Raw genomic sequence first — 23,481 nt, forward strand, 5'->3', positions numbered from 1 at the left:
TGTTTGACCGAAAATGAACTAGAATTTAACCAAATGAGGCATTTTTTGAAAGTCATAGCTGTGCTACGAGTAAGAAAAATAACGAAATGTGGGTGAATTCTGATCATTTTTTAGGAAATAGAAAAAGTCAAGATGAGTTCATTATATAATTTTTAAATTACACACAAAAAGATAGAACAATAAAACATTTTTTTCAAATAATTTAATCCAATACAAACTTAAACCCGGTACTGATAATATTAGCTTGTAGTCCATCACTGCGGTCATATCGATTATATCTCAATTCTAAGTTTTTAAGACCGAATGTAAATAACTTAAATTTTGTAAAAATATCAGTGTATCGTATACCTACACCATATTGATGGCTGTCAAAAGTTGATAAATCGTAATCCGAGGTATAAAATTCTGAAGTACTTAGATGCGTTTCATAAGGAGCAAAATAATCCGCCTGTTGCTGGCTATAAAATCGATAGGTCGGTATTATTGTAAATTTACCTCTAGCAATTTTGATTGGTGCTTCAAGAGAAGCTGTATGAGCCATTACACCCCAATTATCTATATAAAATCTATAGTAACTTCTTAAGGATAAGGATTCATTAAGATAATAATTTGCACGCATACCCAAAGGAATTTTCCATCTGGTATCAGGTAATTGTTCTTTATCATCTGCTAATTGAAATACTTCTGTATTAGAAGATGAGGTATAGTTTGCAATAGCATTAGCATTACCTCCGATAAAAAAGTTGGGTCGATCGGCAAAATAGACTCTATGATATGGAGTAGATAATAATCCTTGTTGATACAAAACATCTCCGAATAACGACAACTGAAAGTTCTTAGTAACGATCTGCGAAAAACTTAGAGATAATGCATAGGAGTTACGTCCCTCATTTTCAAACTCAGTAAACCCTTCTGGATTATATTCTCTGGAAATCGCACCATTCTGATCCCAAACATCTACTCCTTCAAAATACCCTTGATTCTGAAAATTAGAACCATAAGCAGCGAATTCTTCTAACTCTGTAGGATAAAGTGCTTTCCAAGTATCTAAGTATACATTACCACTGATACCCAAAGTTGTATTTTTATCATTAAATTGTTTTGTATAACCACCTCCAAATCCTATGGAGAAATAATCATATTCTATTGAAAAACTAGCATGAGCGTTCCAGACATCATTCCGATCATTAGAACTATGGCTATAATCCAGCGTTATATTACTCCACACATCACTCTTTGATGCACCTGAGGACGCAATCCACGGACTTCCTAATGGCATAGAAGCTTTACCACTTTTATCCTCGTCATCCTCATATCCTTGAGAAGCACCGGATGCATCAAAAGGATTTAAATTACTGGAAGAAGCAGAAGTATAGGCCGAAATTCCAACATCAACAGTTAATACCTCATCATCATTTAATGGAACACTTACTACCACCGTTGGCGTGTAATCAGTAAGATCTTCTGTTCCAATTCCCCCCCCAACCGAAGAATGTATTCCATCTTGTTTATAATAACTCATTATATAATCTACCTCAGTAGATTCTAGTACTCTTTTTTTATAAACAGGAATCGAGTCTTTCTCCTGAGAGAAAGACACAAAACCCATACAACATATCACAATTACAATTATTTCCTTCATTCGTTGTTTTTTAGATCTAGCTCTGTGGCCAGACAAACTCAGATTTTTTATTTTTTTCAGACCCCAACTTTTAAACGGGATAAGTTCAACTTACTATTTTGAATGCGCTATCAGAGATAGCTTTTCAAAATAGAGTTTCACTTAATTACAGCCGCAGCCACCTCCTGATTTCCCTCCATTAGCACCAGAGGCTGCCTCTCTATAAACCTGAAAATTAGTTTCGAATCGCTCGCTACTATACGCAGCTAATTCCATGTCAGGATCATTAATATTCACTTTCTCATATTCTTTAACTGATGCACAAGAAGTGGTTAGTACTCCGAGTAAAAAACCAATACATATTATCTTTATCATATATTATATTTTTCTTTTTTCTAAATGGTTAGAGTATACTATCGCTCCACCTTCTTCAACAATGATACATTCTGTTTCGGGTAACTGATTAATAAGGTGTAATCCTGCATCCACACCCATTACAAAAATTGAAGTAGCCAACGCATCCGCTAATTCTGCTTTTGGAGCAAAAACAGTTACACTTGCTATACCACTTGATGGATATCCGGTTCTGGGATCAATTATATGCGTGTATCGTTTATTATCCAGCACTACGTACTTTTCATAATTACCGGAAGTGACCACAGCTTGTTCGTAAACTGGCATCCATGCAAATACTTTGGATTTGTTAAGTGGATTGGTAATTGCTACTTGCCAATCACTACCATCTGGTTGTTTTCCCCAGGTATTCATATCTCCAGAGGCATTTATGATTCCAGCAATAACACCTTTACTTTGTAAAAGTTTTTTAGCCTTATCTGCTGCATATCCTTTTCCTATAGCGCCGAAACCTATTTTCATTCCTGATTTAGGTAAGAAAATAGTATTTTTTTTTTGATCAAGTATTATTTTTTTATACCCTACTTTCTCTACTGAAGCTTTCATAGCTTCTGCTGAGGGCATTTCTGATATACTACCATCAAATTTCCAAATTCGATCCATAGAAGCATAACTAACATCAAAGGCGCCACCAGTTAGTTTAGAAATATGAATAGATCGTGCTACAAGATCAAAAAGCTCTTTGTCTACCTTTACCGGATGCATTCCAGCATTGCTATTCACGCTAGATGTTTGGGATTTGTGATCCCAAGAAGAGATTAATTTTTCTATTCTTGAGATTTCTGCCACAGCCATATCTATATATTGATTCCCTTGCTCTGCACTATCAGCTACGACTGTTATATCAAAACGGCTTCCCATTAATTTAGAGGTACGTTGATATACTTCTTGTGCATTAACGATACCCGAAACGAGAATAGCTATTAAAAAGACAATGATTTTTTTCAACTGATTATCCTTTAAAAGATGTTAATAACACTATGTACTCAGATGGAGATAGTTTTTTATAGCCTGTTTGACCAAGAACTTCTCCGTTTTTATCAAGTACAACAACCAAAGGGAAGTGCCCATTTTTATTATAGGCTTCTGCAAGTCTGTTATTATGATTCTGTTGTTCTTTTGGAAGTCTGTTTTTCTTTCGTCTGGGAAAATCTGCTTGTAACATAACGAAATGGTCTTTCGCATATGCTTTAAAAGTTTCTGTACTCCAAATTTCCTTATCCAGTTTGATACAAGGCGCGCACCAATCGGATCCCTGAAATACCAATACAATATTTTGTTGCTGTTTAGTTGCCTTTGATTTTGCTACTTCGATATCGGTATTCCAATCTTGCGAGAGTGCTGTACAAAAGCAAAAAAAGCTAAGACATGTACTTAAAAAAAAGTTCTTCATTATTCTGGGTTTATATTCAATACAGATGAATACGGGAATACCCTATCTTTTTTCTATTTTTTTTTAATAGTTTTGAAAACTAAACCATGTAAACACCAAATGTCGGAAGGAAATCGATCGGTTTGCGAAGAAAAGAATTTTGATAGTCTTTTCAATACTCACTATGAATCAGTGAGAAATCACCTGTATTATAAGTGTGGTGATCTTCAACAAGCAGAAGATATCGTACAAGATGCATTTGTGAAATTATGGAAACAATGTGCTGATATCATTTATAATACTGCAAAATCTTTGATATTTAAGATATGTAATAATGCACTTCTAAATGAATTTGCGCATAAAAAAGTGGTTTTGCGGTATGAAAATACACCAAGAGATGACAGAAATCATGAAAGTCCTGATTTTATTATGGAAACCGAAGAATTTAGAGAAAAACTAGAATTCTGTATTTCAAAACTATCTCCTAAAGAGCGAGAAGTATTTTTATTGAGTAGAATTGATAAAAAAACGTATAAAGAGATTGCTGAGATGACTAATATATCAGTAAAAGCGGTAGAAAGAAGAATGAGTAAAGCCTTTGTTACACTAAGAGAATTACTGGGAAGTGAAATAAAATTTTAAAAAAAGTAGGGTAATCCCACAACAACCTGTATTAGGTATAAGAGCAGGGGTTTACCTAAACTTTAATAATTATGGAAAAGTACGAATCAGATGAAACATTAATAGCGCGTTGGGTAGCTGGTGAATTAAACAAAGAAGAATTGTCTGAGTTTAAGAAATCAGATGCTTATCAGATGTTTGATCGAATCAATATAGAGTCACAAAAATTTAAAGCTCCTCCGGTTGATAAAAGACAAGCGCTTATTAAAACTAAAGAGCAAATTACTTTTGGTAAAACTCGAAAATCATCGAATAGTACCTGGTATGCTATTGCTGCTTCAATTGCAATAGTGATTGGTTTAGTTGGTGTATTCAATTCTTCTAAAAGTTATCAAACTGCTTACGGTGAACAATTGGCCGTTACGCTACCTGATGGTTCTAAAGTTGAATTAAATGCAGACTCAGAATTAACACATAAACGATTTTTCTGGATGAATGACAAAACTGTTCATCTTAAAGGAGAAGGATATTTTAAAGTACAAAAAAGTGACGGTTTTGCGGTTGAGACTTCTTATGGAAAAGTTGCTGTTCTAGGTACAGAATTTAATATTAAAACCCGTCAAAACACTTTTGAATTAAATTGTTATGAAGGTGTCGTTAGATTTGATCAAACAAATACCACTGTGCATCAAATTTTGCGCAAAAATGATCGTGTAGTTGTTTCTGACAAGATTGTTGTTGCCGAAAAGTCAACCGAAAATCAACCCAATTGGATGAAAGGACTTAGCGTTTTTAAGGAACAGCCATTACAAGAAGTTATTGATGAAATAGAGCGTCAATATAATGTTACTTTTCAATCAAATAAAGTGGATTTAACGAGATTGTTTACAGGAAGTTTTTTACATAATAATCTGGAAACAGCATTAAAATCTACTTTAACTCCTATGGGGATTAATTATACCTTATCAGAGGATAAAACTATCATATATTTACCTTAAATTTGTATTAAATCATATAAAACCTTTGTGTAGTCATTATCATATACACAAAGACTATTGGTAATGATAAAGTCCCCTTTTTTTATCATTGAATTCTTATTAAATACAATGAAAAATGCAGGTAAAAATCCCCTTACTGTTTGCAGCACTACTGCTGTGTTCAATTCTTGGCTATGCCCAACAAAAAATAACGGTTACCTATTCTCAAACCCCGTTAAAAGAAGTAATAACGGATATCGAATCCAAAACTTCTATACTGTTTTCTTATGCACCTGAAATTATTGCTTCTAAAAAGATAACACTGGAGAAGCAGGAAATAACCATTGATGAACTACTACCTCAATTAGCATCACAATCCAGATTAGTTTTTGAAAAAGTTTCATCACAACAGGTGATTATTTCTGTCCCAAGAATTGTTTGTGGTTATGTGTTCGATGAAGAAAGTAAAGAACCTATACCATTTTCTTTTGTAAGCATCAATAATGACCAAAGTACAGAGACCGATGAAAAAGGATATTTCAGCTTTGAAAATGTCGATTCAGATATAAACAACCTGAAAGTTGTTTTTAATGGGTATGATGATAAAACTATTTCTCTAAAGATTGGTGATCCCTGTCAGGAAATATACCTTAACCCGCTCGGTGATACTCTTGATGAAGTGGTTGTATTAGGATATGTAACATCAGGTATCGATAGGAATAAAGACGGATCGATATTGCTCGACTCTAAAAAACTAGGGATACTGCCTGGGTTGGTAAGCCCTGATATTGCACAAAGTATTCAATTAATTCCTGGAGTTTCTACTTTAGACGAGTCTGCTACAGGCATCCAAATTCGTGGAGGATCACCGGATCAAAACTTAATATTGTATGATAATATTAAGTTATTTAATACTGGATATTTTTATGGCATGTTTTCCATGTTTAACCCATTTGCTACTCAAAAAGCAACCGTTTTTAGATCTGGTACAAGTGCAAGTTATGGTGACCGTATTTCGGGGATTATCGATATTTCTAGTGGTGATGCTATTCCTAAAAAAACTGAAGGTGGATTCGAAGTCGATGGTTTATCTGTTAATGGATATGCCAAAGTTCCTTTGTCAGAAAAAACTGCAGTATATGCTTTTGCCAGAAGATCTTATGCCGATATTTTAGAAACACCAACGTATAACAGTTATGAAGATAAGATTTTTACGAATTTTGGAGTAGCTCGTGATATTAATGGAAACGTACTAGAGCTTGAAACGGATGATGATTTTAGCCCCGAAACTAGTAATACTGATTTTTCTTTTGCTGATTTTGGGACCAAACTTATTATAAAACCCAATGCTAAGAATGATATTTCGGTGAGTGGATTGTACACCCGAAATCGTTTAGACTTTGATTTCACTGGTGATGGTGAAGAATTTGTCGTAGACTCATTAATTACACAAAACAAGGGGTTAAGTCTTTCTTGGAAGCATACCGCAAGTGAAAAGCAACAAACAAAGGCCGTTTTTTATTTTTCGGAATACAATTCTTTTTATCAAAATGATGAAATCAAAGATGAAACAGGAGATGGTGTTCTGGACTTAGCTGAAATTAATATCCGAAAAAATGATATCATAGATGTTGGCTTAAAACTTTCTTCTATTTCTAGAATTAAAGAAGATCAAAAACTTACATTAGGATATGAACTTTCCTATACCGATTTAGATGTAATTATTAGTAGCGAAAATCCAATTGATGCTGAGTTAGAAAGATCAGTGCAGGACGATAATAATCTTAAGAACGCCATTTTTGGGGAATACACCTATAATTTTAAAAACAGTGGAATTATAAATGGAGGGCTTCGATTCGTACATTACAGCTCTCTGGATCAATTTTTATTAGAACCTCGTATTAATTTCGAATATCCTATAGGAGATCGTTTCAGATTTAAAACGGCTATCGAAAGAAGAAATCAACCCATTTCTCAATTAGTAGAATTCAATCATACCGAATTGCGTTTAGAAAATGAATTATGGCGTCTCTCTGATAATGAGCAATTTCCTTTATTAAGCAGTAATCAAATTTCTGGAGGAATACTGTATCATTTTAAAAATCTAAATATTGATGTAGATGCTTATTATAAAGAGTTAGACGGATTAACTACATTTACCAATGGTTTTAGTAATCCTTTAGAAAATCTTGAGGAAGGCGAAAGTACTATAAAAGGATTAGATGTTTTATTAAAATATAGATGGAATAACTACAAAATATGGGCCGGATATACCTTTAACGATATTACCTTCCAATTTCCTAATTTACAAGATACCCCATTTAAGTTTTCAGGGAATAATGATATCACGCATTCCTTTAGAATTTCGAACACCTTACAATTAGAAAAATGGCAATTCTCATTGGGATGGCAATTTAGAAGTGGAAAGCCTGTAACTCCTGTAAATAGCTATGAGATTATGATTGATGCCGATGGAGAAAATGCAGGAGTAGTAAATTTTGGAGCTGTTAATAGTGATCGATTGCCTGATTTTCATAGGCTAGATGCTTCTATATTATATGATTTTAGTATTAAATCAGGTACTAAAAAACTAAAATCACAAATTGGATTGTCTTTCTTAAACATTTACAATAGAGTTAAGCCTTTAGACTTAATATATAAAGCAGAAAGAAAGCCACTGGATGATGGTGGAATTGCTATACCTGGCACCGATGGATCTTCACCAGAAGAACTAGAAGTAATTCTGGAACAGGTAATTCAAAGATTTTCTTTAGGTTTTACCCCTAATGCAGTTTTTAGGATCTATTTTTAGTTCGTTGTGAATTTTGTTTTTTTGATTCCAAATCCTTAGATCGAACTCACGTCAAAAGAAGAAACGTCATCTGAAAAGATAGCGTTTTTTATTTTGATCCTATCAACCCACAAGTAAAACCCATTTTGTAGGGATACTTGTAGGGGTAACTTTTTAGTATTAAAAAGTAGCCTTAACTACTTTTGCGATGCCCAAATCTATAATATTAACTATCGTAATGAACCTACTATGTCTTTATTGCCATACGGCATCCCTTTTTACATCTTTATTCTTTTTATCGAAAAAAATCAAATTAAAATAGGGTTTTTATAGTTGAGCCTGTACATAGTATAGAACGAACTATAAAAATCTTTAAAAGCCCCTTTATATGAGATCAATTTTTACTTTACTGTTTTTTAGTACTTTTTGTCTTTTTGGACAACATGCAGAACTTGTAAAAGACATTAATTCCAATTTAAATGGTTATGCTTATGTCGAATACATAACCGAATTCAATGGACACATATACTTTCGTGCTGATGATCAAACTCATGGAGAAGAGTTATGGGTAAGTGATGGTACAACAGCCGGAACGCGTCTTTTTGCAGATATTCGACCAGGACAAAATAGTTCGTCTCCTAGAGATTTTGCTGAGTTAAATGGTAAACTATATTTTTCTGCAAATGGAGAGAACATTGGTCGTGAATTATGGGTAACCGACGGAACACCAGAAGGCACACAACTAGTCAAGGATATTTGGCCTGGGAGCAATAGTGGAACTGCCATTTATATCACGGTATTTAATAATAAAATTTACTTTAGAGGCAGCGATGAAAACCATGGTAGCGAGCTATGGGTAAGTGATGGTACAGCTGCTGGCACCCATTTGGTAAAAGATATTACGAGTGGTACTAATAGTAGTTTTATAAGGGATTTAATGGTCTATAACAATAAAATGTACTTTGCAGCCGATGATGGAACACATGGGTACGAATTATGGGTAAGCGATGGAACCGAAGCAGGAACCCAGATGGTTAAGGATATATATGCAGGAACTAGAGGCTCAAATATTTCTCACGCTCAAGTATATAACGGAAAACTATATTTCAAGGCGGATGATGGTGTTCACGGCGAGGAATTATGGGAAACTGATGGGACAGAAATGGGTACAAAACTTTTTATAGATATTAAACCAGGTGCATCTTTTTCTAGTTCTAGACCATCCTACTTACAGGTTTTCAACGGCAGTTTATATTTCTCAGCAGACAACGGTACTAACGGAAGTGAATTATTCAAAAGTGATGGAACACCCAGTGGTACGCAACTTGTGGTCGATATTCGTCCTGGATCAAACAGTGGTAGTCCAAGAGAACTTACTATCTATAATAACAAACTCTATTTTAATGCTGAAGATGGAATAAATGGTCGGGAATTATGGGAAAGTGACGGAACAGCGGTAGGAACAAAGTTGACTGCTGATATTAATCCTGGTTCTGACCGAAGTGAACCTAGAGACCTAGTTGTATTTAATAATCAACTATTCTTTGCTGCTGATGGAGAAAAAGGAAGTCAAGAACTTTTTGTTTCAGATGGTACCGAAGCGGGTACAAAACAAATAAGTTTTATCGATCAAAGTACCAGTAACAACTCTTTGAAAGATATGATTGCCTATAACAATAAATTATTTTTTGCTGCTCGAGACGGAATCAACGGAACAGAATTATGGACCAGTGATGGAACCGAAACAGGAACTCAACTCTTAAAAGATATAAAAGTGGGATCAAATAGTTCTTCTTGCAGAAATTTAACGGTTTATAATAATAAAATATATTTTACCGCTGACGATGGCATCCATGGCGGCGAATTGTGGGAAACTGATGGTACAGAAGCTGGCACCAAATTGGCCGTAGATATTCTGGACGGTAGCACTAATGCCGATCCAGCCAATTTAATAGTGTTTCAAGATAACCTATATTTCAGCATTTATGATTTTGCTACTGGTGGCTCTCAGTTGTATAAAACTGATGGTACCAAAGCGGGTACCCAAAAAGTGGATGTATTTAAATTAACTTCTGGAACAGCATCTATTAATGAAATTGTAGTCCTAAACGATAAACTGTATCTACAAGGGTACACGCCGGTAGATGGAAGTGAAATATGGGAAACGGATGGTACTGATGCCGGTAGTAAACTCGCTTTTGAAACTGCTCCAGGTAATGCCAGTACATATCCACGAGAAATTACTGCATTTAATAGTAAGTTATATCATGTAGAATTTCATTCTGGATCTGGCTTGGAGTTATGGGCTTATGATCCTGCAACTGACACCAACGAATTAATAAAAGATATTTTTGCAGGACCAAACAGCTCCCAGCCCAATAGTTTATATGTACATAACAACAAACTGTATTTTAGAGCTGAAGATGGAGTTCACGGAAATGAATTATGGGTAAGTGATGGTACCGAAGTTGGCACGCAATTGGTGGCCGATATTAGACCAGGCATTAATGGTTCATTCCCTGGCTATTTCGAGACTTTAAATGATCACTTATATTTTAGAGCTAATGATGGGATCCATGCTGCTGAATTGTGGGAGACAGATGGTACAGAAGCAGGAACTCGTATGGCTGCGGATATTGACTCTCGTATAGGTTCAAGTTCTAATCCAGACTTTTTGACTGCTTTGAATAATCGATTGTACTTAAGGGCTAATGATGGTATTCATAGTGATGAATTGTATGTCTTTATTCCTTATGATTGTAGTAGCTTACCTTCAAATAAATTATTCGTAAGCACTACGGGAACAGACTCAGCCAATGGAACTTCATGGAATGAAGCCACTACGCTAAAACAAGCCTTAAAAATTGCTCAAAGCTGCCCAACTGTAGAAGAAATTTGGGTGCAAGAAGGAGTGTATCTTCCTGGAAAAAGCAAAATTGACACATTTAAAATTCCAAGCAATATTAAACTATACGGAGGTTTTTCTGGAACAGAAACCAACCTATCCGAAAGAGATTGGGTGAACCATCAAACTATTTTAAGCGGTGATATTGGTCTTCCCAATGATAATAACGGAAATACGGAAACCATTATCAAGATTGAAAATAGCGAAAATATTACCTTAGATGGTTTTATCATCGAAGATGCCAATGCAGCTCTAGATTCAAATTCAACAAGAATATCTGATAACAGTGGGGGTGCCATTTTTGTTTCTAATGGGAATAATCTAACTGTTACAAACTGTATTTTTAGAAATAATCAAGCTGAGTTAGGCGCCATTATTTTCTATGCCAATGGAGCAAGTATGGCTTCATTTACTAACTGCTTATTTTATGATAATACCGCTACAGTAACGGATGCCATTTATGCATATAATCATGATCTAACATTTACTAATTGCACAATAGTCAACAATACTATACCGTCAGGATTTGGAGTTTTTGGAACTAATGATGGAACTATTAGCTTAGAAAACACAATTGTAGAAGGTCCACATAATTCGACTATCCTCATTACGGGAACAGGAAGTCTAAACACAACGTATAGTTATTTAAAAGGAGAATATCCTACAGGTACTGGAAATATTGATGGGACAATCATTATAGATGTCTTATTTAAAGATGCTGCAAACAATGATTTCACATTACAAGGAGGCTCTGCTTTAGTTGATCAAGGTGATAATACTGCAAACAACACCTTAAAAGGCTTAGGTGGAAATTATCGAATTATCGATGGAGATATGGATATGACCAATACCATCGATATCGGCGCTTATGAGTATTCAAGACTATCACAAACCATCACATTCAATCCTTTGGCAGAAGTAACCTATGGTGATGCTGATTTTGATTTAACCGCAACATGTGATTCCGGACTAGAGGTGTCATACAGTAGTTCTGATACTTCTGTGGTAACGGTTTCAGGAAACACGGTTACCATTGTAGGTGTAGGAACCACAACCATTACTGCAAGTCAAGCTGGTAACACAGAATACCTACCCGCGTTGGATGTTACCCAATCTTTAAAAATAAATCCAAGAGTGATTACAGTTACTGCCGATGAGAATCAAAGCAAAGTATTCGGAGAAGCCGAGCCAACCCTAACGTATTCTGTTACAACAGGAAGCTTGGTTGATGGAGATGTACTTAACGGAAATCTGGAAAGAACTACTGGAGAAAATGCAGGCTTCTACCCTATCAATCAAGGAACAGTTGCCAATGCTAATTATGATATCAACTTTGTAGCGAATGACTTCGAAATCACAAAAGCAGACCAAATCATTACATTCAACAACTTAAGCGATGTAACATATGGTGATGCTGATTTTAACTTAAATGCTACTGTTGATTCTGGTCTAGCAATTGATTATACAAGTTCTGATACTTCTGTTGCTACTATCTTAGGGAACACAGTAACGATTTCAGGAATAGGAACAACAACAATTACTGCAAGTCAAGCTGGAAATGCGAACTACAATGCTGCGATTACTATTCCACAAACACTAACCGTAACTCCAAGAGCAATTACAATTACTGCGGATACAGGACAATCAAAAGTATTCGGAAACACGGAGCCTGTTTTAACATACACAATTACTTCAGGAAGTTTAGTTGGAAGTGATGTACTGTCTGGAAACCTAACACGTAACACTGGAGAAGATGTTGGATTCTATGAAATTCAACAAGGAACAGTAGCCAATGCGAATTATGATATTACATTTGTTACCAATGATTTTGAAATCACAAAAGCAGACCAAATCATTACATTCAACAACTTAAGCGATGTAACTTATGGCGATGCAGATTTTAACTTAAATGCTACTGCTGATTCTGGTTTAGCAATTGATTATACAAGTTCTGATACTTCTGTTGCTACTATCTTAGGGAACACAGTAACGATTTCAGGAATAGGAACAACAACAATTACTGCAAGTCAAATTGGAAATACAAACTATAATACAGCAGTTGATGTTACACAAACATTAACGGTGACGCCAAAAGCAATTACTATAACTGCAGATTCAGGGCAAGGTAAAGTGTTCGGAAGTGCAGATCCTGCTTTAACGTACTTTGTTTCTGCCGGAAGTTTGGTAGGAAGCGATGTACTTACCGGAAACATAACGAGAGAAGTAGGAGAAAATGTTGGATTGTATGCGATTCAACAAGGAACGCTAGCCAATACGAATTATGATATTACATTTGCAGCTAATGATTTTGAAATCACTAAAGCGGATCAAAACATCACATTCAATGCTTTGACAGATGTTATCTACGGAGATGCTGATTTCAATCTAAATGCAACAACTTCTTCTGGATTAACAATTACATATAGTAGTTCTGATACCAATGTAGCTACTGTTTCAGGAAATATCGTAACGATTATTGGAGTTGGAACCACTTCGATTACTGCTAATCAGGCCGGAAACGAAAACTACAATGTAGCGACTTCTGTATCTCAAAGCTTACAGGTTATTCAAAGACCGATTACAGTCACTGCAGATGCTGGTCAAAGTAAAATATTTGGAACAGCAGATCCAATATTGACCCACACAATCACTAGCGGAAATCTGGTAGCGAGCGATGTACTAAACGGAAATCTGGAAAGAACTGCTGGAGAAGATGCCGGAACCTACCCTATTAACCAAGGAACATTGGATAATATTAATTATGATATCACCTTTGTTGCTAATGATTTTGAAATCACTAAAGTGGATCAAAGCATCACATTCAATGCTTTGGCAGATGTTATCTATGGAGATACTGATTTCAATCTAAATGCAACTGCCTCTTCAGGATTAACAATTAGGTATAGTAGTTCTGATACCAATGTAGCGACTGTTTCTGGAAATACCATAACTATTATCGGAGCAGGTACAACAAGCATCACTGCTATACAAGAAGGGAATGAAAACTATAATTTCGTTACTGTTAATCAAACTTTGACAGTACTTCCAAAAACTATTACCGTAACAGCGGATACAGGCAAAAGTAAAGAGTATGGTACTGCAGATCCAGTATTTACCTATATCATTACTAACGGAAATCTAGTAGTGAGTGATATACTTACCGGAAACCTAGAAAGAGCCGCAGGAGAAGATGTAGGGATCTACCCTATTAATCAGGGAACATTGAATAATTCTAACTATAACATTACTTTTAAATCAGAGAATTTTGAGATCACCAAAGCAACTCAGGTAATTACTTTTAATGAATTGACGAATGTCAACTTTGGAAATCCTGCATTTGACCTAAACGCAACTGCTTCTTCAGGATTACCAATTACCTATAGTAGTTCTAATACAAATGTAGTTACTGTTTCTGGAAATACAGTAACAATTGTTGGTGAAGGTTCTGTTGTTATTTCGGCTCATCAACCAGGTAACGAAAACTATCTTTCTGCTAATTTTGTGACTAGGATTTTAACCGTACTTCCTGGAGAAATACAAGAGGAACTTGTAAAACTATATCCAAATCCCGTAGTAAATGAGATTCAGATTGCTGAAATTCCATCAAATAACCGATTATCCATTTACGATGCAAACGGAAGGCTGGTAAAACAAATAATTGACTATTCGAAAGATGAAACTATACATGTAGCTACTCTGCCATCTGGAGTTTATTTGATCAAAATAGTATTTTTAGATTATAGAGGAAAAACAATTGTAAAGAGGTTTGTAAAACAATAATTATCAGTTTTTTAAAAAAAACCGCAATAATTTATACTACGAACTTATGATTATAGCGCAGGAGGTTGCTAGAATCCGCCCTAGGTCACTACAAGTAAAAAATCCATCGCAAATGTGGTGGATTTTTTATTTGCACATAACCCTAGAATTACTTTTCAATGTAATCATAAAAAACCCTTGTATACATTATACAAGGGTTTTTGGATATCTAAAATAGATTTTTATTTAAAAACTCTATAGCAATCTAGTTTTTAACAATTTTCACCGCTTTACTTACATTATCCATTGTTACGTTTAGGAAATAAATCCCTCTTGCGTAATTAGGCAAATTTATGGTAACTTTTTCGGGTGCGATTGCAATGAATTTTAATTATTAAAACCATTAATACTATAACATTCTATAGATTTATCAGTTTAAACACAAAAAAGCCCCTAAAATCTATTAACATTGTAGTCGTCCAATGTTAAAAATATAAACAAAATAAGTTTTACTTTTTTTGATATCTCTATAAAATAAATATCTTCGGAAAATATATGGAAAAGAAATCTGTTTGTGATGAAAAAAACTTTGAATCAATCTTTGATGATTATTCAAAATCGTTGCGGAATCTTATCTACTATAAATGTGGTGATATTGATCTGGCAGAAGATATTATTCAAGATGCTTTCATCAAACTATGGCAAAATTGTAAAAAAGTATTTTTTCTAAAGGCTAAAGCCTACCTGTTTACTGTAGCGAACAACAATCTACTAAACCATATTGCTCATAAAAAAGTGGTACTTAAATATGAACAGAGACCGCATTCTGATCTCAATAATCAAGATCCCCAATTCATTATTGAAGAAAAAGAATTCATGTCTAAATTAAAAAACGCAATAGACGAACTACCAGAAAAACAAAAAGAAACATTTTTATTATCGCGAATTGACAAGAAATCCTATAAAGAAATTGCAGAAATCACAGGGGTTTCGGTTAAGGCAATTGAAAAAAGAATACATTATGCCTTATTGAGTCTGCGAGAAAAATTAGGAGATATATTATAATTATTTGTAGGGTAATTTAGCACAAGACTGTTTTTAAATAAAGAAGATATAAACAAAGAAGCAAAAAACAACGAATGAAAAATCCATATTCAGATGATACTTTTTTAGCGAGATGGCTTAATGATGATCTAGATGCTAAGGAAAAAATAGAATTTGAAAAATCTCAGGATTATCAGAAATATGTAACTATTATTAACAAAATAGATACATTAGAATCTCCTATGTACAATAAGGAGAGGGTTTTTAATGCTATCAAAAATGATATTCGTAAAAACAATAAACCTGCAATACGCATAATTCCAAAATGGAGTTACGGTATCGCAGCTACTTTAGTAGTGCTGTTAGGACTATACTTTTTCTTTGATAGCTCCACCACTTACACAACAAATTACGGAGAACAAATTACAGTAGAGTTATTAGATGGCTCTGAAGTAATCCTAAACTCTAAATCTATATTAAAATTCAAAAAATCCGACTGGAACACGAATAGAATAGTCACTTTAGATGGAGAAGCCTTTTTTAAAGTAAAAAAAGGTTCTGATTTTATTGTAGAAACAACATCCGGAAAGGTAAAAGTAATTGGAACACAATTTAATGTAAATACTCAAAAAGATTTTTTCGAAGTAATCTGCCATGAAGGTAAAGTAAAAGCTATTGGTAATACTAATGAAGCTATTCTTACTAAAGGAAAAGCATTCAGAATCACCAATAACGTCGTTGAAAACTGGGATACAGAAACAACAAAACCAAGCTGGTTATCTGGAGAAACGACATTCACGAACACTCCGTTAAGACAAGTAATTCGTTCTCTAGAGAATCAGTTCAATATTACCTTTAACAAGGAAAAAATTGATCAAAATCAACGTTTTACTGGTAGCTATAATCATAACAATATTGAATTAGCTTTAAAAACAATCTTTGTTCCTATGGAAATTTCATATACTTTTAACAACGAAAACAACATAGTTCTCGTTAAAGAATAAATGAAATCAATTTTTTTCTCTTTTTTTATACTTATCTATTTCAGCTCTTTTTCTCAAAAAACAGTAAAACCTGAATATGAAAACACATCTTTAGATACTATCCTAAAGGTGCTGGAGAAATCTTATAACATTAAGTTTTCTTTTAATCCAGATATTATCAAAGATGAAAAGATTACCATTTTAGAGAAAGGTTCGTTAGAGAAAATTTTACAAAAAATACAATCTCAAACTTTAGTTCTTTTTGAAAAGGTCAATGATCGGTACTATGTTATTAGAAAAAAAAGGAAAAAAGGCAGAATCCCTATTTGTGGATATTTACTTGATAGTGTTACTAAAAAACCCTTACCTGAAGCTTTTGTAAGTAACAAAAATCAATCTAAATCTGTTATTTCAGATATTAATGGTTATTTCCAATTGTTCTTATCTGAACCTAATGATACTATTGATATTCGATTTTTAGGGTATAAAAACAAGCAATTTATTGCTAAGCAATTAGAAAGCACTGATTGTGCTAAAATATTGTTATCCGAAGATGATTTTCAATTAGGGGAAGTTGTCATAACAGAATATGTCACCTCTGGAATATCAAGACAAGGAGCAAGTAGTGCAATAAATATTGATCCAAGTAAATTAGGAATCTTACCAAGATTAGTAGAACCAGATGTATTGCAAACTTTACAGTTTTTGCCTGGCGTACAGAGTCCTACAGAAACTGCTTCAGCGCTTCATATTAGAGGAGGAACTCCAGATCATAATTTGATTTTATGGGATGGAATAAAAATGTATAGTACTGGACACTTTTTTGATTTATTATCCATTTTCAATCCTTATATAACTGAAAATATTAAGCTTTTTAGAAGCAGTACAGAAGCTAAATACGGAAATAGAATTTCTGGAGTAGTAGATATAGAATCAAAAAATGAAATCCCAAAAGATTTTGGTTTTGGTATTGGTTTTAATATGACTAGTGCTGACGCTTACATAGAAGTTCCTGTAAATAAAGATCTTGGTTTTATAATATCTGGTAGAAGAGCGTTTACAGATTTTATAGAAACCGCTACTTTCCGCAGTTATTCGGAACGAGCTTTTCAGAGTATTCGATTTTTTGTAGATAATCAAAAATTAGATCAAGAAACGGTAGAAAATGAAAACGTATTTTATTTTACAGATCTTACCGTAAAAGCAATTTTAGATATATCTGAAAATGAAAAATTTACAATCAGCTCTATTTTTACTAACAATGATTTAGATTACATACTTAACATTAAAAACATCCAAGGTTTTAGCGAGCCTTTTGACGAAAATCAAATCGACAACTTAAAGTTTGTAAACCAAGGAGTTAATATGAAATGGGATAAAAATTGGAATACTGATTTCTCTCTTTCAGCAAATGTTTATTTTTCTAATTATGATTTTGATTATAATGGGGTTAGAGAATCTAGAGCAACTAGCGATGGTTTTTTATTCTTTCAAAACAATATTGTAGAAAAAAATGTAATCAGAGACACTGGTTCTTCTCTACATGCGAATTGGAAAATAAACTCTAAAAATAGCTTTGTGTCTGGCTATGATTTTTCGACAAACGATGTATCATATAATGCCGATTACTCTGCTAGTCGCTTTACCTTTGACGAAAGTAACAGTAATATTACTCACGCTGTATTTGGAGAATATAAATTTAATTCCAATGAAAAAATTAAGATCAGTGCTGGGATTAGGGGCAATTATTTCTCAGTTCTTGATAAAGCATACTGGGAACCTAGAATCAACGTAGAAATAACTTTATTTAAGGATATAATATCCAAGATATCTGCAGAAAGAAAAAACCAAGTAATTAGTCAGATATCGAATTATCTTCCTAATGATTTTAATCTGGATAATCAGATTTGGTTATTGGCAGATTCAGAATTCGTTTCTATGCTTAGTAGCGATCAGTTTTCTGGTGGTTTTTCTATTAATAAGAATGACTGGTATATTGATATCGAAGGATATTATAAATCCACTAGTGGATTGACTTCATTTGCTAACGGCTTTAATGGTGTTCTAGATTTGGAAACTGGAGAAAGTGAAGTTTTTGGTTTAGATGTATTAATAAAAAAAAGAATAAACAATTACAGAACCTGGATCGGATATTCACTCACCGACCAAGATTTTAAATTCGAAGGTGTCAATGAAGGGGAATATTTTCCAGGTAATTTTGATATTAGTCATTATTTATCCTGGATTCATAGCTATCAATGGAATAATTTTGAATTTTCATTAGGATGGAATATCAGAACCGGAAGGCCTTTTACTCCAGCACAAGGTATTACTGAAACAGACAACCTTCTTTTTATAGATTATGGTGAAGTTAACAGTGAACGTTTAGACACTTATCACCGACTAGATTTTTCCGCTTCTTATAAGTTTAATTTTTCAAAAAGCGATACCTGGCGTAGTAAAATAGGGTTCTCTCTATTTAACTTATACGATCGTAAAAACATTTTAAACCGAACCTATAACATTAGATTTGACAATAACGATTATTTATTACAAGAAGTAAATACTTTTTCTTCTGGCATAACCCCCAATGTGTCCTTTAGAATTGATTTTTAACCTTATCTGACCTATTTCCTATAGGCTAGTGATCTTATTTTAATTTTCACTTTATTATCAATAAAAAAAGACCCGTTATCCATTTTTTTATTGAATTTTATTCCATAATCAGATCTATCAATTTCAAAATCTGCTTTTATACCTAAAGTCATTTTTTTAGTTGGATCCATAAAAGGTCCCAATATTTTTACTGGAAACTCAACCACTTTTGTAACACCCTTAATCGTGAAATTCCCAACCATGATGTATTCTCCATTATCATTTATTGCAACTTGGGTTGATATGAATTTAATCTCAGGATAATTCTCTGTATCTAACCACATTCCCCCTTTAAGATGCCTATCTCGTGTTTCATGATTCGTATCGATACTACTTGCATTTATAGTTATCTCAACTTTTAATGTTGTAAAATCTTCATTATCTAGGGTCATATTCCCTGTAAATTCGTTAAACCTACCTGAAACCTCTCCCACCATAAAACGCTCCACATCAAAACCAATAAAAGTATGCCCTGAATCTAATATGTATTGATTTTTTATTGATGTAAAACTTAGATGTACCGTAGAAATCACTAAAAGTATTGCCGTAATTAAAAAAAACTTTGCTTTCATAAATATTTGGATTTAATATTAAACCTCAATATTAAGAACTAAGTTTATCCTTTTCGACAATCTTTATAAAAGTTGCCAAATTAAATCAGTGAATTAAAAATTAAGCAATTTCTTTTCTAAATGATGATGGTGTCTTTTTCTCAAATTTTTTAAAGGCATTAACAAAAGATGTTTTGTTATTAAAACCAGCATCAAAAGCTACCTGAAGTAATGTTATTTTAGGCTCAGAAATGATGAGTCTTTTTGCCTCTTCTACTCGATATTGGTTGATAAAATCAAAAAACGAACATTTAAAACTTTGATTGATGATTTGGGACATAGAGTGACTACTAACATCCACTATACGGGCAAGATCTTTTAACCTTAAATCATTTTTTAAATATGGTTCATCAGTAGACATCACAACCTTTAATCTCTCTGAGTAAATTTTAATTTCATGTATACTTAAAGTAGAGCTATGATACTTTTTTGCTTTTTCACCTATTGATAACCATTGGATTCCAGATAAATAATAACCAATCGAATAGATAAAAAACCCCATTGGCAGGACATAAATATAATCTAGATATCTTCTATAAAAATCCGATACAAAAAGAATATATAGGTATGAAGAAGCTAGCACCAAAATTGAAATCAAAAGAATATTAAATAGTTTAAGCCAAATTACATTCCCTAGATCAGAATATTCGGATTTAAGGTTTTTGGCGTATGTGTTGGTCGTTTTTATATTATATATAAGATAACACCCAAAATGTACGAACTGCACAAAAAAGACAACCGAATAGAGATATTCGAAAGGTGTTACTATTTTCTTTCTATGATCAAAGACTGCTAACATTCCATAAGTTATTTGTCTTATGCTTAATGATTCATTACTAGCAACAGGGATAACAAGGCAAAAAACAACGAATGGTATAAAATGTAATACATGTTTTATAGCAAACTTCCATTCTGAATCTGTTATCGTTTTAAAATAAAAAAAGGTCAAAGGGCCTAATAAAAACCACGATCCATAGCGGGTGCCATAAAAAACACTAAAACCAACATTGTAGGTATTTCTTATAGCAAGAAACTCTCCCAGAAACCATATAAGCAAAAGTATAATAGAAAATAGGTATACATTTTCTTTTTTCGACTTTCTGGATGGAGACACCAACAACACTGTAAGAAAGAAAAACCCTTGAAAAATGACAATTAGTATTAGTATTGACCAGAGATCTAAATTCATATGTTATAAACTTATGAATTCTTAAGGAGAAAAGAGTTGCTAACCATTTTATTTAGATATAAAAAAAGCCATCCCAAATTTCGAGATGGCTTTATAAAAAGTTCAAAGCTTATATTATAATCTAATTAAATATTAATATAGAAATTCTAAAGCTACTATATCAATGCTACTAAATTCTCCATCTTCACTACCGTCAAAACAAGAGATCATTAAAGAACCTGAATCTAAACCAGCCTGTCCCCATCGGTTAGCTGTTGGAGTACCAGGAATATTGATTGCACCAATACTACCAGCAGTTCCTTCATTACTATTATCACATCTTCTACGTGCATAATCAGTATGTCTAAAACCAAGTGCGTGACCTATTTCGTGCCCGATTACATGCTCATTAACATTATTAACGTTACTACCACCAAAAGTACCAGTTCCGTTTAGAATCTGGATAAACTTTCCAGGTCTTCCACCACTTGGGAATTCTGCTTGTCCTCCAGCTCCACTACCGTTGTTATTATACACAACCATATCAGCAGCTTGGAAATTTGTTCCAAAAGTTAATCTAAAGTTTAATGTAGTACTAAGTCTGTTATAGTTATTTACAGCCCATTGTAAACCAGTCTGCATATTACTAGTTAACGCATTACCAGATCCTGTATATCCTAAGATATCAATTGTTCTGTTAGAACCTGTTACCAAATTATTAGTTCTGTATTGTTTGTTAACACCATCAGGTGCATCACCCAATTCCATATTACCAGCTAAAAGTTCAGCCTTATTTAAGTCTATATCCCCAGCACGAACAACATCGTAACTAGAACCGTCAAAATGCTTAACAGTAGTTTCAAAAGCATTAAGTGGATTTACCCCTGCTCTTAATAGAGCATCCTGAAGATTTTTATTAAGTTCTAAAGATTCTGGTTGTACTTCGCTAGTGATTTCGTCTTTTTGGCAAGATGTTACTACACCAGCTACCATAGCGCAAAGCGCTAAAAATTTTAATTTTTTCATTTAAATTGTTGAGTTTGTGTATTTAATACAGAATGGATTTAAAAAATCTATTCTGTACGCAAATGTTTTATTAAAGCTTTGAACTTTTTTAAAAATTTTGCGATACGCAATATATACATTTATTTCAATGAATCATCAAAAATCTTGAATTATTTATTAAATATATAGCGAAACCGTAAACTTAATTCAACAAAGCTTCAAAAATTAATGCGAAAAATGCAGTTTCAATATTTTCAAAAACACCTTACATAAACACCTTATAATGAAATATTTAATCAATTCTTGTAAGAAAAAAACCACCTCGAAAATTTATCGAGATGGTTTCATAAAAAGTTCAAAGCTTTTTTTATAATTTAATTTTAAGATAGCTATACTTAGTTTTAGTATAGGAATTCTAAAGCTACAATATCGAAGTTACTAAATTCTCCATCCTCGCTTCCATCGAAACAAGAAATCATTAAAGAACCAGAATCTAAACCGCTTTGTCCCCATCGATTAGCAGATGGTGTTCCAGGAACATTAATTGCTCCAACACCTGCAGTACCTTCATTAGCTCCACCACATCTTCTACGTGCGTAGTCAGTGTGTCTGAAACCTACAGCGTGACCAATTTCGTGACCGATTACGTGCTCATTAACATTATTACTTGCACTAGCCATACCACTAAGGATTTGGATAAACTTACCTGATCTTCCTCCACTAGGAAATTCAGCTTGTCCACCTTGTCCACCTTGTCCATTGTCATATACTACCATATCAGCAGCCTGGAAGTTTGTTCCAAATGTCAATCTAAAGTTAAGTGTACTATTGATTCTATTATAATTATTTACTGCCCACTGAAGACCTGTCTGCATTCTGCTAGAAAGTGCACAACACGAACCTGTATACCCTAAAATATCTATTGTTCTGTTACCAGAAGAAATTAAATTGTTGGTTCTATATTGCTTATTAGTGCCATCTTCAGCGATACCTAACTTGAATGCACCGTTTTCTAATTGATCTAATGCCATTCTGATATCTCCTGATACCACAAATTTATCAGAAGTTCCATCAAGCTTGTTGGTTATTGTTTCAATTGTTGCATCGATTGGACTAACTCCAGCATCCCACATTTTGTCTTGTAGGTCTTTACTTAATTCTAAAGAAACTGGTTGTTCATTTGTGATTTCGTCTTTTTGGCAAGATGTGATTACACCAGCCGCGATAGCGCAAAGCGCTAATAATTTGATTTTTTTCATTTTTAAAAAGTTGAGTTTGTGTAGTTACTATTAAACAAAATAAATCTACTACAGTATTTATTTTGATTGCAATTAATTTAGTAAAGCTTTGAACTTTTTTAAAATTTAAGCGGGTTGAAGATATGATATTTTTTTTTAAATATCCGTTAATTATTTAAGCAATTCACTGATATTAGGCACTATACATGCATTAAGTTTAATAAATTAAACTAAAAACTAACAAAGTCATATCCTTAAATTACACAATAAAATCGATTAAATGCATTATATTAATTATCATACATTTTACCTATTTA

The 23,481-nt window shown here is 33.4% G+C and carries 16 protein-coding genes; 7 read left to right on the forward strand and 9 right to left on the reverse strand.

Features of this window, described 5'->3' with window-relative positions:
- Window positions 1-202 precede the first annotated feature (202 nt).
- The 4 genes from Q0975_RS20525 to Q0975_RS20540 form a co-directional block, all read right to left on the reverse strand.
- Window positions 203-1,642: a DUF3570 domain-containing protein gene (locus Q0975_RS20525; protein WP_299440142.1), complete on the reverse strand. Its 1,440-nt coding sequence runs from the start codon at window positions 1,640-1,642 to the stop codon at window positions 203-205.
- A 141-nt stretch (window positions 1,643-1,783) separates the two neighbouring features.
- Window positions 1,784-1,996 (reverse strand): DUF4266 domain-containing protein, encoded by a 213-nt coding sequence (locus Q0975_RS20530; protein ID WP_299440144.1) that lies wholly within the window; start codon window positions 1,994-1,996, stop codon window positions 1,784-1,786.
- Window positions 1,997-1,999: 3 nt separating this feature from the next.
- A complete protein-coding gene (locus tag Q0975_RS20535) occupies window positions 2,000-2,983 on the reverse strand; it encodes an FAD:protein FMN transferase (RefSeq protein WP_299440146.1) in 984 nt (327 codons plus the stop codon).
- 4 nt (window positions 2,984-2,987) lie between these two features.
- A complete protein-coding gene (locus Q0975_RS20540) occupies window positions 2,988-3,428 on the reverse strand; it encodes a thioredoxin family protein (RefSeq protein WP_299440147.1) in 441 nt (146 codons plus the stop codon).
- Window positions 3,429-3,527: 99 nt separating this feature from the next.
- On the opposite strand from Q0975_RS20540, the gene Q0975_RS20545 reads away from it, so the two are divergent.
- From Q0975_RS20545 to Q0975_RS20560, 4 genes are all read left to right on the forward strand, one after another.
- Window positions 3,528-4,049 carry an RNA polymerase sigma factor gene (locus Q0975_RS20545; RefSeq protein ID WP_299440149.1) on the forward strand — a complete coding sequence of 174 codons (522 nt, stop codon included), beginning with the start codon at window positions 3,528-3,530 and terminating at the stop codon, window positions 4,047-4,049.
- Between the two features lie 71 nt (window positions 4,050-4,120).
- Window positions 4,121-5,026 (forward strand): FecR family protein, encoded by a 906-nt coding sequence (locus Q0975_RS20550; RefSeq protein ID WP_299440151.1) that lies wholly within the window; start codon window positions 4,121-4,123, stop codon window positions 5,024-5,026.
- 115 nt (window positions 5,027-5,141) lie between these two features.
- The gene (locus Q0975_RS20555; RefSeq protein WP_299440153.1) at window positions 5,142-7,817 is read left to right on the forward strand and encodes a TonB-dependent receptor; all 2,676 of its coding nucleotides are present in this window, start codon (window positions 5,142-5,144) and stop codon (window positions 7,815-7,817) included.
- Window positions 7,818-8,184: 367 nt separating this feature from the next.
- On the forward strand, window positions 8,185-14,481 hold the full coding sequence (locus Q0975_RS20560) for an ELWxxDGT repeat protein (RefSeq protein WP_299440155.1): 6,297 nt from the start codon (window positions 8,185-8,187) through the stop codon (window positions 14,479-14,481).
- 244 nt (window positions 14,482-14,725) lie between these two features.
- On the opposite strand, the gene Q0975_RS28525 is transcribed toward Q0975_RS20560, so the two are convergent.
- A complete protein-coding gene (locus tag Q0975_RS28525) occupies window positions 14,726-14,842 on the reverse strand; it encodes a T9SS type A sorting domain-containing protein (protein WP_366889334.1) in 117 nt (38 codons plus the stop codon).
- A 173-nt stretch (window positions 14,843-15,015) separates the two neighbouring features.
- Between Q0975_RS28525 and Q0975_RS20565 the strand changes: the two genes are divergently transcribed.
- From Q0975_RS20565 to Q0975_RS20575, 3 genes are all read left to right on the forward strand, one after another.
- Window positions 15,016-15,525 carry an RNA polymerase sigma factor gene (locus tag Q0975_RS20565; protein ID WP_299440157.1) on the forward strand — a complete coding sequence of 170 codons (510 nt, stop codon included), beginning with the start codon at window positions 15,016-15,018 and terminating at the stop codon, window positions 15,523-15,525.
- Window positions 15,526-15,599: 74 nt separating this feature from the next.
- A complete protein-coding gene (locus Q0975_RS20570; protein WP_299440159.1) occupies window positions 15,600-16,508 on the forward strand; it encodes a FecR family protein in 909 nt (302 codons plus the stop codon).
- The gene (locus tag Q0975_RS20575; protein WP_299440161.1) at window positions 16,509-19,103 is read left to right on the forward strand and encodes a carboxypeptidase-like regulatory domain-containing protein; all 2,595 of its coding nucleotides are present in this window, start codon (window positions 16,509-16,511) and stop codon (window positions 19,101-19,103) included. It abuts the gene before it with no gap.
- Window positions 19,104-19,114: 11 nt separating this feature from the next.
- Here the strand turns inward: Q0975_RS20575 and Q0975_RS20580 are convergent, their stop codons facing one another.
- The 4 genes from Q0975_RS20580 to Q0975_RS20595 all read right to left on the reverse strand — a co-directional run bounded on the left by Q0975_RS20580 (window position 19,115) and on the right by Q0975_RS20595 (window position 23,185).
- The gene (locus tag Q0975_RS20580) at window positions 19,115-19,714 is read right to left on the reverse strand and encodes a YceI family protein (protein WP_299440163.1); all 600 of its coding nucleotides are present in this window, start codon (window positions 19,712-19,714) and stop codon (window positions 19,115-19,117) included.
- A 100-nt stretch (window positions 19,715-19,814) separates the two neighbouring features.
- Window positions 19,815-20,942 (reverse strand): helix-turn-helix domain-containing protein, encoded by a 1,128-nt coding sequence (locus Q0975_RS20585; RefSeq protein ID WP_299440165.1) that lies wholly within the window; start codon window positions 20,940-20,942, stop codon window positions 19,815-19,817.
- Between the two features lie 132 nt (window positions 20,943-21,074).
- Complete coding sequence (locus Q0975_RS20590) at window positions 21,075-21,947, reverse strand: M57 family metalloprotease (RefSeq protein WP_299440167.1); 873 nt, start codon at window positions 21,945-21,947, stop codon at window positions 21,075-21,077.
- 380 nt (window positions 21,948-22,327) lie between these two features.
- Window positions 22,328-23,185: a M57 family metalloprotease gene (locus tag Q0975_RS20595; RefSeq protein ID WP_299440169.1), complete on the reverse strand. Its 858-nt coding sequence runs from the start codon at window positions 23,183-23,185 to the stop codon at window positions 22,328-22,330.
- Window positions 23,186-23,481: the final 296 nt, after the last annotated feature.

Origin of the sequence: uncultured Aquimarina sp., from assembly GCF_947500065.1 — a bacterium.
Lineage (GTDB): Bacteria > Bacteroidota > Bacteroidia > Flavobacteriales > Flavobacteriaceae > Aquimarina.

Bases quoted from the DNA above. Each gene is read 5' to 3' on its own strand.
- Q0975_RS20525 (WP_299440142.1), bottom strand. From the start codon at position 1,642: ATGAAGGAAATAATTGTAATTGTGATATGTTGTATGGGTTTTGTGTCT.
- Q0975_RS20530 (WP_299440144.1), bottom strand. From the start codon at position 1,996: ATGATAAAGATAATATGTATTGGTTTTTTACTCGGAGTACTAACCACT.
- Q0975_RS20540 (WP_299440147.1), bottom strand. From the start codon at position 3,428: ATGAAGAACTTTTTTTTAAGTACATGTCTTAGCTTTTTTTGCTTTTGT.
- Q0975_RS20545 (WP_299440149.1), top strand. From the start codon at position 3,528: ATGTCGGAAGGAAATCGATCGGTTTGCGAAGAAAAGAATTTTGATAGT.
- Q0975_RS20550 (WP_299440151.1), top strand. From the start codon at position 4,121: ATGGAAAAGTACGAATCAGATGAAACATTAATAGCGCGTTGGGTAGCT.
- Q0975_RS20555 (WP_299440153.1), top strand. From the start codon at position 5,142: ATGCAGGTAAAAATCCCCTTACTGTTTGCAGCACTACTGCTGTGTTCA.
- Q0975_RS20560 (WP_299440155.1), top strand. From the start codon at position 8,185: ATGAGATCAATTTTTACTTTACTGTTTTTTAGTACTTTTTGTCTTTTT.
- Q0975_RS20565 (WP_299440157.1), top strand. From the start codon at position 15,016: ATGGAAAAGAAATCTGTTTGTGATGAAAAAAACTTTGAATCAATCTTT.
- Q0975_RS20570 (WP_299440159.1), top strand. From the start codon at position 15,600: ATGAAAAATCCATATTCAGATGATACTTTTTTAGCGAGATGGCTTAAT.
- Q0975_RS20575 (WP_299440161.1), top strand. From the start codon at position 16,509: ATGAAATCAATTTTTTTCTCTTTTTTTATACTTATCTATTTCAGCTCT.
- Q0975_RS20580 (WP_299440163.1), bottom strand. From the start codon at position 19,714: ATGAAAGCAAAGTTTTTTTTAATTACGGCAATACTTTTAGTGATTTCT.
- Q0975_RS20585 (WP_299440165.1), bottom strand. From the start codon at position 20,942: ATGAATTTAGATCTCTGGTCAATACTAATACTAATTGTCATTTTTCAA.
- Q0975_RS20590 (WP_299440167.1), bottom strand. From the start codon at position 21,947: ATGAAAAAATTAAAATTTTTAGCGCTTTGCGCTATGGTAGCTGGTGTA.
- Q0975_RS20595 (WP_299440169.1), bottom strand. From the start codon at position 23,185: ATGAAAAAAATCAAATTATTAGCGCTTTGCGCTATCGCGGCTGGTGTA.